Origin of the sequence: Palleronia sp. LCG004, assembly GCF_032931615.1 — a bacterium.
Lineage (GTDB): Bacteria > Pseudomonadota > Alphaproteobacteria > Rhodobacterales > Rhodobacteraceae > Palleronia.
Window position 1 is genome coordinate 1830840 of record NZ_CP136759.1, and the last position, 11444, is coordinate 1842283.

Below are 11444 nucleotides of genomic sequence, written 5' to 3' on the forward strand. Positions count from 1 at the left end.
TGCGAACGACGAATAGTAGGAGATCGACATGATCAAGAAGCATGGCAGCGCGAACTGGAAAGGCTCTCTCAAGGAAGGCAACGGTACGGTTTCGACCCAGACGGGCGTGCTCGACAAGCAGAATTACGGGTTCAAGTCCCGCTTCGAAGGCGGCACGAACACCAATCCAGAGGAGCTCATTGGTGCAGCCCATGCCGCTTGCTACTCGATGGCTCTCAGCATGATCCTCGGCCAGAGCGATCTGACGCCCGACAGCATCGACACCAAGGCGACCGTGTCGCTTGACGAGGTCGATGGCGGTTTTGCCGTCACGAAGATTCATCTCGACGTGACGGCCTCGATCCCGGGTGCCGACGACGCCAAGTTCCAGGAAGCGGCACAGGCCGCCAAGGAAGGTTGCCCGATCTCGAAGCTCGTAACCGGTGCCGAGATCACGATGGACGCGAAACTCGTCTGATCCTCTTCGCAGAACATTTCGGGTAAGTTTGGAAACACGGCCTGCATCAACGATGCGGGCCGTGTTCGTTTCTGCCCGCAGAGGGTCAGGCAGTTACATGGTCCGACAGTCTTCACGAACCTTTCCGCGACTTCGACGCTGCAGCTGTTGATCGCGCGCCATGGGTAGCCCATCTTCTCGGGATGCTGAAGTTCACGCCGGTCCTGCTCGCGATCCTCTACGCTTTGGCCATGTACCGCTTTTCGGTCTGGCGCACATCCAAGGAGCTCGACGCGAAATCGACCGAGCTTGCAGATGGAAGGCTCAAGGCACTCTGCGACAGGATGGCGAGTGCTCTCGATCTCGACCGGATCCGTGTCCACGTCTACGAGATCGATCCCGTGAACGGGCTCGCCGCACCGGATGGCCGGATCTTCATCACGCGCGGTTTCTATGAAAAATACCGCCAGGGACATGTGAGCGCCGAAGAACTCGCCTCTGTCATCGCGCATGAGCTCGGGCATGTCGCGCTCGGTCACTCGCGGCGGCGAATGATCGACTTTTCCGGCCAGAACGCGATCCGGACGGCACTCGCGCTCGTCCTCGGACGGATCCTGCCGGGGATCGGTATTCTCATTGCGAATGCGCTCGCCTCGCTTCTGGCGGCAGGGCTTTCGCGAAGCGATGAGTACGAGGCCGATGCCTATGCGTCCGCACTTCTCATCAAGTCGGGGATCGGAACCTCGGCACAGAAATCGCTCTTTGCAAAGCTCGATGCATTGTCCGGCGGATCGGGACGCACGCCCGCCTGGCTCATGAGCCATCCCAAGACCGAGGAACGCGTCGCCGCAATCGAGGCGAACGAAGCGAAATGGCTCGACGGATGACCGCCTAGCGCGTCATCGCCTTTCCAAGCTTGGGCAACCGCGCCCGCTTCAGCAGATCGCGGATCGGCCAGACCTCTCCCGATAGCCGCTCCGCCGTTCGGTGTATGGCGGTCACGACCTCGCGAACGGCATCGGGATCCCTGCCCCAGCACATCTGCAGGAATTGATCGGGATCGAGCCGTACGAGCCCTTCCTCGGCAAGCGTCGCCCGAGGGAAGTCACGTGCGTTGAAGGTGCAGATCGCATCGGCATGGCCAGCAATCGCGCTGGCCAGGACATGAACGTCGTTCGGGTCGGGCAGCGACAATCGCTTCAGATCGGCCTCACGTGGCGGGATCTCCGCCTCTGGCCACTCGGACCTGAGGATCTCAATCTCGCGTCGTGCGACCGTTTCGGCCCCGGCCCCGAGCTTCGGCGTTGCCCGCGCCCATTCCTCCAGGATCCGCGCCGACCAGACAGGTTTGAAGAGACCCTTCGAGGCGCATCCCACCAGGATCTCGCGCAGCACCGTCGGATAAAGCACGCAGGCATCGAGGCAGACCCGCGTGGTCACGGGCTGTATCGATCCCACATGCGTATTTGAAGAAAGCAAAGAGGTCCGGGCGCATCCGGAAACTCTTTGCTTTCGAAAATACGCATGGCGACTCCGATCGTCAGAGGCGGAAGTAGAGGGATTTGAGGTATCCGCTCTCCGCGAGTTGCGGCAGCTGCGGATGGTCCGGGCCCGCGAACCCCGTATGGACGAGTTGCCCACGCCGACCGCCCCTCCCGATGCCGCGTGCGCTTGCGTTGCGAAAGGATGCGAGGTCGGCGGCATGCGAACACGAGCACAGCACCAGATACCCGCCGGGGGCGACCAGCGGCGCCGCGAGCCGGGCCACACGCTCGTAGGCGCGCAGGCCTGCCTCGCGCGCGGATTTCGACGGTGCGAAGGCGGGCGGATCGCAGACGACCATGTCGAAACGCGCCTCCTCCCGACCGAGTTCTTCCAGCACCGCGAAGGCGTCGCCGCGCCTCGTCTCGAACCGCTCCGCCACATTCCCGGCCTCGGCACCCGCCCGCGCAAGGGCCAGCGCAGGCTCCGATCCGTCGACGGCCAAAGCACTCGCCGCACCGTTCGCGAGCGCGGCCAGCCCGAAGCCGCCCACATGCGAAAAGACGTCCAGCACGCGACCGCCCCGTGCCAGTCGCGCGGCGAAGGCATGGTTTTCCCGTTGATCGTAGAACAGCCCCGTCTTCTGGCCGCCCTCGAGATCGGCCATGTAGGTCGCACCGTTCATGACGACCGGGATCGGCCCGGTGAGCGTTCCGCGAATCACGCCGCTCTCATCGTCCAGACCTTCGAGCTGACGGGTCCGACCGCTGGCGCTTTTGACGATCGTCGTCACTCCCGTCACGCGGACCAGCGCCTCGATGAGCGGTTCGAGCAGCCTCTCAGCCCAGGCCGCGTTCGGCTGAACGACCGCCGCATCTCCGAAGCGGTCGATCACGACGCCCGGCAACCCGTCGGCTTCGGCATGGATCAGGCGGTAGAAGGGCAACGGATAGAGCCGTTCGCGATGCGCCAGCGCCTGGCCGATACGATCCGCGAACCAGTCGACGTCGATCCGCGCGTCTATGTCGCGATCGAGCATCCGAGCGATGATCTTGGAAGACGGCGTGAGCGCCACGACACCCAAGGGGTTGCGTTCCGCATCCTCGAGTTGCGCGATGCTACCGGCGGAAAGGGCTTTCGTCCGCCGATCGGTCACGAGTTCTTCGGAGAAGATCCACGGAAAACCGTGGCGGATCGCGCGGGCATTGGCCTTCGGCTTCAACCGGACGATCGGGAGGGATGCGTTCATCATGATGAGCGCCTTACGCCAGCCGCGCTCCCATGAAAAGCACGGAGCCATGGCTGGTAGCGCTACCCGCGCTATGGTAGATACCTCGCGACAGCTGAGCAGCGAGGCCAACATGACGCTTCAAGCCACGATTACGGACGTCACCGAGCGTATCATCGACAGATCGAAGGACACGCGAGCCACCTATCTCGACCGCATGGCGCGCGCCGCCGAGGAAGGCCCCCGTCGCGCGCATCTGACCTGCGGCAATCAGGCCCATGCCTATGCAGCCGCGGGACCGGATCAGGGCGATCTTGCCCATGGCAAGCAGCCCAATCTGGGGATCGTGACGGCGTTCAACGACATGCTTTCGGCGCATCAGCCGTTCGAGCGGTTCCCGGACCTCATCCGCAAGGCGGCGCGCGAGAACGGCGCGACCGCGCAGGTCGCGGGCGGTGTCCCGGCCATGTGCGACGGGGTCACGCAGGGCCAGGTCGGAATGGAGCTTTCGCTCTTTTCGCGCGACGTGATCGCGCTCGCCGCGGGTGTCGCGCTTTCGCACAATGTCTTCGACGCCGCGCTCTATCTCGGTGTCTGCGACAAGATCGTTCCGGGTCTCGTCATCGGGGCCGCCACCTTCGGCTATATCCCCGCCATCTTCCTCCCGGCGGGTCCGATGACCAGCGGCCTGCCCAACGACGAGAAATCGGCGATCCGCCAGAAATTCGCCGCCGGCGAGGTCGGCCGCGAGGAACTGATGAAGGCCGAAATGGCAAGCTATCACGGCCCCGGGACCTGCACCTTCTACGGCACCGCAAATTCGAACCAGATGTTGATGGAGTTCATGGGGCTGCACCTGCCCGGGGCGAGCTTCGTGAATCCGAACACGCCGTTGCGCGACGCGCTGACGGCCGCCGGTGTCGCACGCGCGACCGAGATCACGCAGATGGGCAACGATTACCGTCCGGCGGCGCATGTCCTCGACGAGAAGGCCTTCGTCAACGGCATTGTGGGGCTGATGGCGACCGGTGGCTCGACCAATCTGCTGATTCACCTGCCCGCCATGGCACGGGCCGCGGGGATCCAGCTCGATCTCGAGGATTTCGCCGATATCTCTTCGGTCGTGCCGCTGATGGCGAAGGTCTATCCGAACGGATTGGCCGACGTGAACCATTTCCATGCGGCGGGCGGGCTCACCTACATGATCGGTGAACTGCTGGATGCGGGCCTTCTCCACGACGACACGCTGACCGTGATGGGATCGGGGCTCGGCGATTACGTGAAGGAGCCGAAACTGCGGGGCTCCGAGGTCGTCTGGGAAGATGCCGATCGCTCGACGCTGAACGACAAGATCCTGCGTCCGGCCTCGGACCCGTTCCAGAAGACCGGTGGCCTTGCCGATCTCAAGGGCAATCTGGGGCGCGGCGCGATGAAGGTCTCCGCCGTAAAACCCGAGCATCATGTGATCGAGGCCCCCTGCCGCATCTTCCAGGACCAGGAGGCGGTCAAGACGGCGTTCCGCAACGGCGAATTCACCGAGGACACGGTCGTCGTCGTGCGTTTCCAGGGCCCCCGGGCGAACGGCATGCCCGAACTGCATTCGCTGACGCCGACCCTTGCCGTGCTACAGGATCGCGGATTGAAGGTCGCGCTCGTGACCGACGGCCGGATGTCGGGTGCATCGGGCAAGGTCCCGGCCTGCATCCATGTTTCCCCCGAAGCCGCGCTCGGCGGGCCGATCGCGCGTCTTCGCGACGGCGACGTCGTGCGTGTCGATCCGGAAAGCGGAACGCTCGAGGTGATCGACGTCGATCTCGATGCGCGCGAGCCCGCGACGGCAGACTTGTCCGGGAACGGACATGGCGTGGGCCGCGAGCTCTTCGAGGTGTTCCGGCAGAATGTCGGCCTTGCCAGCCATGGTGCCGGCGTGGTCGTCTGAGCCGAATCGAGACCAAGGACAACAAGGAAGCCAAGACATGACGCCTGAAACCGCCTCGGAACGCGCCGAGGAGATCTGCCGCCTCGCACCGGTGATCCCGGTCCTCGTGGTCCACGATCCCGCCCATGCCGAGCCCCTGGCGCGCGCCCTGGTCGAGGGCGGCCTGCCCGCGCTCGAGGTGACCCTGCGCACGCCGGCCGCGCTCGAGGTCATCGCCGAGATGGCGAAGGTCGAAGGTGGAACGGTCGGTGCAGGCACCCTTCTCACGTCAGCGGATGTCGAGAAGGCGATCGCGGCCGGCGCGCGCTTCGGAGTTTCGCCTGGCGCGACACCGCGCCTGCTCGACGCCGCCGAGGAGGCCGATCTGCCGATGCTGCCCGGGGCTGCCACGTCGAGCGAGGCGATGCTTCTGCTCGAACGCGGCTACACGGTCCAGAAGTTCTTTCCCGCCGAGGCCAATGGCGGTGCAGCCGCGCTCAAGGCCATCGGCGCGCCTCTGCCGCAGATCCGCTTCTGTCCGACCGGTGGCGTCAGTCTCTCGAATGCAGGCGACTATCTCGGGCTGTCAAACACGCTCTGCGTCGGTGGGTCATGGGTCGCACCGCGCGACAAGGTCGAGGCGGGCGACTGGGACGGCATCACGGCCCTTGCGAGGGAGGCGGCAGGCCTGTCGCGCTGACCTGGCAGCGCGCATGGCGGACGTCCTTCCGAAAGAACATCAGGACAGACGAAGCCCGGCTCACGCCGGGCTTTGCTATATCTGGCGTTATCGAAGATATACCTAGGGCCGCGTGGGAGAGCCGGGGACTTCAGTGCGGCCTTGCCGGGCGAGGGCCGCGGCGGGACCTGGTCGGGCGACGCTCCAGCCCCTCGCGCAGCAGGACGTGCATCGGGTGGTCTGAGGGGGCATCCGAATGACGGTCTATGAGAACCCGGATCGCGCTTTCTGGGGTGACCTCGTCAGGCAGTGACAGCGCCCAATCCACGAGGATCGAACGGCACTGATCGGCCGTGATGCCGTCGATCCTGAAAGCCTCGCGGACGAGGCCCTTCGGGTCGTTCGGATCGCCTTTGCCTTTCATGGTTTCGCCCCTTTCTCTTCCTGCGGCTCGCGACCGAGGAACGTCTCGAATATTCCGGCGGCCCGCACCGCGAACTCGTGCAGGATACGAGGAATCTCGTCGAACCGGTCGCAACCGGCTGCGCGCAGCAGAAGGGCCTCTCCGGACGCGCCGAGCGCCTCGGGTTCGATCGTGTCCTCTCCGAGAAGGCGGGTCGCGGTCCTGTAATTGGCGAGCGTGTCGTGCGCCTCGCGCAGCTTTACTGCATCCTCTGCCTCGATCAATCCAGCCGCGGTGCCAGCACGGATCTGCTGGGCAACCGCCCGGGCGGGACTGCGGGAAAGCAGACCCAGCGTCATCGCCAGAAGCTCGATATCCTGGAGCCTTCCGGGTCCGGCCTTCGGGTCGAGCGGGGCTTCGGGCCGCGCCTTCTCGAGCCTTCGACGCATGTCGGCGACATCCGCGCGGATCGCACCGGCGTCCTGCGGCGCGGCGAGCACCTCGTCCCGCACGTCCGTGATCCCCAGTGACAGCACATCGGGTCCGGCAACGACGCGGGCCCGCGTCATGGCCAGATGCTCCCAAGTCCACGCCTCGCCCCGATGGTAGGTCGCGAAGGATTGCAGCGAGGTCGCGACCGGACCCTGCCGGCCTGACGGACGCAGCCGCATGTCGACTTCGTAGAGCCGGCCCTGCGGCATCGGTGCCTGCAATGCGGTGACGAGCGCCTGGGTCAACCGCGTGTAGTAGAGCCGCGCGCCGAGGGGACGGCGGCCATCCGACGCCTCAACCCCGTCCGCGTCGTAGATCACGATGAGATCGAGATCGGAGCGGGCATGAAGCCGCCCTGCCCCGAGCGACCCCATTCCGACGATCGCGGCACCGTGGCCCGGCGGCGGACCATGGCGGGTCGAGAAATCGGCGACAACTTCCGGCCAGATCTGCCTCAGGACGGCCCCGGCAAGATCGGCATATTGCGCCCCCGCCTCTTCGCCGTCGATCAGACCGCGCAGGTGGTGCACCCCGATCCGGAAATGCCAGTCGCGCGCCCATGCGCGGGCCGCGTCAAGCCGCGCTTCGTAATCGGACGCCCGGGCCAGAACCTGCGCCAGCGACGTCTCCAGCGCCGTCTGACCTGGCCACTCGGCAAAGAACGATCCCCCGATCACCGCATCGAGCACCGCGGCGTTGCGCGCGAGATACGAGGCGAGATCGGGCGTCGTTCCCGCGATGTCGGCGATCAGATCGATCAGCTGGGGATTGGCCTCGAAAAGCGAGAACAGCTGCACCCCTGCCGGTAGGCCGCGCAGGAAATCGTCGAACCGTGCGAGCGCCTGATCGGGCCTTGGGCTTTCCAGCAGACGTTCGAGCACCTTGGGCCGGATCCTGTCGAATATGTCGAGCGCACGTTCCGATCTCAGCGCCGGCACGTTGCGCCACTTGGCGACGAGCGTCGCCTGCGCCTCGGTCAGATCGGGATCGCCAGAGCGGGGCGGAGCGTCGGGCGAGAAGAAATCCTCGGTCAACTCGGCCACGTCCGACAGGCGTTCGGTGATCTCCTTGCGCAGATCCTCGGGATCACGGTCCATCATCGCCGCGACGCGTGCGAAACCTTCTTCGTTTTCGGGCAGTGAATGGGTCTGTGCGTCGGCGATCATCTGTAGGCGATGCTCGACCAGGCGATGGGCCTCGTAATGGTCGGAAAGGCGGAAGGCCACGTCCTCTCCGATCCAGCCCGCTGCCGTCAGCCGCGCGAGCCCGTCGAGCGTGCCGCGCACGCGGAGTGCGGGATCGCGCCCCCCGGCGATGATCTGCCGGGTCTGCGTGAAGAACTCGATCTCGCGGATGCCGCCACGTCCGAGCTTCATGTCGTGACCTGGAAGCGTGATCGGACCGCCGAGCCCGCGGTGATCGCGGATCCGCAGACGGATGTCATGGGCATCCTCGATCGCCGCGAAATCGAGATGCTTGCGCCAGATGAAGGGGCGCAGCCGTTCGAGATAGGCCTCTCCCGCCGCGATATCTCCGGCCGCCGGGCGGGCCTTGATATGGGCCGCCCGCTCCCACGTCCGACCGAGCGATTCGTAGTAGCGTTCGGCCCGCGCCATCGCCATGGCGACAGGGGTCACGACCGGATCGGGGCGCAGGCGCAGATCCGTGCGAAAGACGTAGCCTTCGGCCGTCTGATCGGAGAGCAAGGTGCACATACCACGCGCGGCCTTGACGAAAGCCGCCTGCGCTTCGGGGTAGTCGTCCGGTGCGAAGCGGCTCTCGTCGAACAGGCAGATGAGATCGATATCGCTCGAATAATTGAGCTCACCCGCGCCCATCTTGCCCATGGCAAGCGCGACGAGGCCGCCGCCGTCGTCGGCATTCTCGATCCCGGGAAGTTTTCCGCGCTCGATCTGCCGACGGACCTGGTCCTTCAGGGCGAGATCGACGGCCATGTCGGCGAGCCGCGTGAGCGCGCCGGTGACATCGTGAAGCGACCAGACCCCACCCAGATCCGCCAGCGCGGCAATCAGCGCCACCCGACGCTTGGCGACGCGCAATGCCGGACCGAGAGGGCTCTCGATCGCGCCGAGCGCGCCATCGACCGCCGCTTCGGGCCCGTCGGAAAGCGCCTGCCGGAGCCACTCCGCTTCGCGCCGCATGAGGCCGCGCAGATAGGGGCTACATCCGGCCGCGCCGGCCAGTAGCTCCCGGATGGCGGGGGGTTCGCCCTCGAAAAGGGCGGATACCTCTTCGGCCGGGTCGGGGTCGAAGGGGCGCGGGCAACGGGTCAGACGGTTGGCGAAATCCATGAGGCGAGGCTGACGCCAGCCGGCCGTCGGGGTCAAGCGGTGCTTGCGCCCGCACCGCTCCGATGGCACGAGACGAGGATGAGCAAGAGCCTGAAACGCGTATCCGCCGCGCTCGAAAGTGCGGGGATCGAAGGTCGCCCGGTCGAGGCGACGGAGACGACGCGCACGGCCGCCGAGGCTGCCGCGGCCCTGGGCGTCGAGGTCGACCAGATCGGCAAGTCGATCATCCTGCGCGGCGAGGTCTCGGATCGCGCGGTCCTGTTTCTCACCGCGGGTGGCAACAGGGTCGATGCGGCGCTCGCAAGCGCACTTGCCGGCGAAAGCCTCGGCAAGGCGGATGCGGCTCTCATCCGCGCACAGACGGGCTTCGCGATCGGCGGCGTCGCTCCTGTCGGTCATCTAAAGGAGATCCGGGGCTGGATCGACCGGCGTCTTCTCGATTTCGACGTGGTCTGGTGTGCGGCCGGGACACCACGGCACAATTTCCCCGTGGATCCGCGCCAGCTGATCGAAACTTTCGGCCTTGTACCGGGTGATTTCACGAGCTGATCCAAAATGTAAAAAGAGTTTACATCGACCCTTGAAGGGCGGCTGCCGCATGCGCATCTCCTGTCATGTAAAACGGATTTACATGGACCGGCAGACAAAGGAGTTCCCGGATGAGCACTATCGCAGACGTTCCGACCCAGCGCGGCAACTGGCTGGCCCGCGCCGAGAACTGGCTCGATGCCCGTGGCAAGGCGGCCTGGATCGCGGCCATGGTCGTGGGTTTCATCGCCTTCTGGCCCATCGGCCTCGCGCTTCTCGCGTTCATGCTGTTTCGCGGCAAGTTCGGCGAGACGCGGACCTCCTCCCGTGCGCCGCGCTTCATGACGCGGGGCTCCTCGGGCAACGCGGCCTTCGACGCCTATCGCAACGAGACGTTGCGCCGGCTCGAGGACGAACAGAAAGCCTTCGAATCCTTCCTTGAGCGTCTGCGCGAGGCGAAGGACAAGGCCGAGTTCGATGAATTCATGAAGGATCGTGCCGCCAGGCACGACGAGGAACGGCCCGTCGAGGCCTGATCTCAACTTCGGCCCGCCCCGATCGTCGGGGCGGGACATACCAGTTCTGCAGGAGGCCCGAGATGACCGCGATCGGATTGCCGGATCCCGACACGCTGCCGGAATTCTATTCCGATATCCCGACGAAGCGCGCGATGGCCTGGATCGTCGACGTGATCGTCATCACGTTGATCTCCCTGCTGCTGACCCCGCTCACGCTTTTCACCTCGATCTTCTTCTTTCCGATCTTCTATTTCTGCGTGGGATACGCCTATCGCGTGGCGACGCTCGCACGGGGATCGGCCACATGGGGCATGCGTCTCATGGCGATCGAGATTCGCGACCGGACGGGCGGGAAACTCGATCTCGCAAACGCGTTCCTCCACACGACCGGCTATGCGATCTCGGTCGCGGTGTTTCCGCTGCAACTGATCTCGGGCGTCTTGATGCTCGCGACGCCGCGGGCCCAGGGCTTGACCGATCACGCCATGGGATCGGCCGCGATCAACCGCGCGACGCTCTGATCCCCCATTTTGGGGGGCTTGGCGAGGCCCGCGGGCGTTGCTAGGCTCGTCCGAGGTCGGGAGACATCTCATGCGCCATACGCTGCCCATCGCGCCGCAATTCTACGTTACGGCGCCACAGCCCTGCCCCTATCTGCCGGGTCGGATGGAGCGCAAGCTCTTCACCGGGTTGCAGGGCGACGAGGCACCGCTCCTGAACGACAGCTTGTCGAAGCAGGGCTTCAGGCGATCCCAGAACGTCCTCTATCGGCCAAGCTGCGCGGAATGCTCGGCCTGTCTCTCGGCACGAATCCGGGTGGCGGATTTCCGACCCAGCCGCACGCAGCGACGGGTCGCGCGCAGGAACGGATACTTGCGGCGAACCGCCAACGCGCCCTGGGCGACGGAGGAGCAATACGCGCTCTTCCGCGACTATCTCGATTCACGGCATGCCGACGGCGGCATGGCCGACATGGATATCTTTGAATTCGCCGCAATGATCGAGGAAACGCCGATCCGCAGCCGCGTCATCGAGTATCGCGATCAGACCGGGGAGGAAGCCGAGCTTGCAGCCGTCTGCCTGACCGACGTGCTCGATGACGGGTTGTCGATGGTCTATTCCTTCTTCGATCCCGACCGCGTGGGCGACAGCCTCGGCACCTACGCGATCCTCGACCATGTCGAGATCGCACGGGAATCGGGCCTTCCCTACGTCTATCTCGGCTATTGGGTGCCGGGATCGCCCAAGATGGGCTACAAGGCGAAGTTCGACGCGCTGGAGATCTATTTCGGTCGCGCCTGGCAGCCGTTGGGAGATCCCGAGGCATTCGCGGCAGCCCAGCGGCCGCGTGCCACCGATCCGATCGCCGAACAGGTGGCGCGGATCTCGCTTCCCGACACGATGACACGGCGCGACTAGATCCCGCCCGCCCCGACCGTTCTCCCGAT

General features: G+C 65.4%; 12 protein-coding genes. 8 read left to right on the forward strand and 4 right to left on the reverse strand.

Annotated elements, in window-relative coordinates; genetic code table 11:
• Positions 1-28 precede the first annotated feature (28 nt).
• Complete coding sequence (locus RVY76_RS08910) at positions 29-457, forward strand: OsmC family protein (RefSeq protein WP_317373528.1); 429 nt, start codon at positions 29-31, stop codon at positions 455-457.
• Between the two features lie 182 nt (positions 458-639).
• On the forward strand, positions 640-1323 hold the full coding sequence (locus RVY76_RS08915; RefSeq protein ID WP_317373529.1) for a M48 family metallopeptidase: 684 nt from the start codon (positions 640-642) through the stop codon (positions 1321-1323).
• A 4-nt stretch (positions 1324-1327) separates the two neighbouring features.
• On the opposite strand, the gene RVY76_RS08920 is transcribed toward RVY76_RS08915, so the two are convergent.
• Both RVY76_RS08920 and RVY76_RS08925 read right to left on the reverse strand, forming a co-directional pair.
• A complete protein-coding gene (locus RVY76_RS08920) occupies positions 1328-1876 on the reverse strand; it encodes an RSP_2648 family PIN domain-containing protein (RefSeq protein WP_317373530.1) in 549 nt (182 codons plus the stop codon).
• Positions 1877-1976: 100 nt separating this feature from the next.
• Positions 1977-3170 carry an RSP_2647 family RNA methyltransferase gene (locus tag RVY76_RS08925; protein WP_317373531.1) on the reverse strand — a complete coding sequence of 398 codons (1194 nt, stop codon included), beginning with the start codon at positions 3168-3170 and terminating at the stop codon, positions 1977-1979.
• Positions 3171-3279: 109 nt separating this feature from the next.
• Here RVY76_RS08925 and edd point away from each other — a divergent pair, with 109 nt between their 5' ends.
• Together edd and eda are read left to right on the forward strand one after the other, a co-directional pair.
• On the forward strand, positions 3280-5085 hold the full coding sequence (edd, locus tag RVY76_RS08930) for a phosphogluconate dehydratase (RefSeq protein ID WP_317376742.1): 1806 nt from the start codon (positions 3280-3282) through the stop codon (positions 5083-5085).
• Between the two features lie 37 nt (positions 5086-5122).
• Positions 5123-5764: a bifunctional 4-hydroxy-2-oxoglutarate aldolase/2-dehydro-3-deoxy-phosphogluconate aldolase gene (gene eda, locus RVY76_RS08935; protein WP_317373532.1), complete on the forward strand. Its 642-nt coding sequence runs from the start codon at positions 5123-5125 to the stop codon at positions 5762-5764.
• A 130-nt stretch (positions 5765-5894) separates the two neighbouring features.
• Here eda and RVY76_RS08940 read toward each other — a convergent pair whose 3' ends face one another.
• A complete protein-coding gene (locus tag RVY76_RS08940; RefSeq protein ID WP_317373533.1) occupies positions 5895-6167 on the reverse strand; it encodes a hypothetical protein in 273 nt (90 codons plus the stop codon).
• A complete protein-coding gene (locus RVY76_RS08945; protein WP_317376743.1) occupies positions 6164-8950 on the reverse strand; it encodes a glutamine-synthetase adenylyltransferase in 2787 nt (928 codons plus the stop codon). Before RVY76_RS08945 ends, RVY76_RS08940 begins: the two co-directional genes overlap by 4 nt.
• A 78-nt stretch (positions 8951-9028) precedes the next feature.
• Between RVY76_RS08945 and RVY76_RS08950 the strand changes: the two genes are divergently transcribed.
• The 4 genes from RVY76_RS08950 to RVY76_RS08965 all read left to right on the forward strand — a co-directional run bounded on the left by RVY76_RS08950 (position 9029) and on the right by RVY76_RS08965 (position 11415).
• Positions 9029-9499 (forward strand): YbaK/EbsC family protein, encoded by a 471-nt coding sequence (locus tag RVY76_RS08950; RefSeq protein WP_317373534.1) that lies wholly within the window; start codon positions 9029-9031, stop codon positions 9497-9499.
• A gap of 110 nt (positions 9500-9609) precedes the next feature.
• Positions 9610-10014 (forward strand): DUF2852 domain-containing protein, encoded by a 405-nt coding sequence (locus tag RVY76_RS08955; protein WP_317373535.1) that lies wholly within the window; start codon positions 9610-9612, stop codon positions 10012-10014.
• A 62-nt stretch (positions 10015-10076) separates the two neighbouring features.
• Positions 10077-10517 carry an RDD family protein gene (locus RVY76_RS08960; RefSeq protein WP_317373536.1) on the forward strand — a complete coding sequence of 147 codons (441 nt, stop codon included), beginning with the start codon at positions 10077-10079 and terminating at the stop codon, positions 10515-10517.
• 70 nt (positions 10518-10587) lie between these two features.
• Positions 10588-11415: an arginyltransferase gene (locus RVY76_RS08965; RefSeq protein WP_317373537.1), complete on the forward strand. Its 828-nt coding sequence runs from the start codon at positions 10588-10590 to the stop codon at positions 11413-11415.
• Positions 11416-11444: the final 29 nt, after the last annotated feature.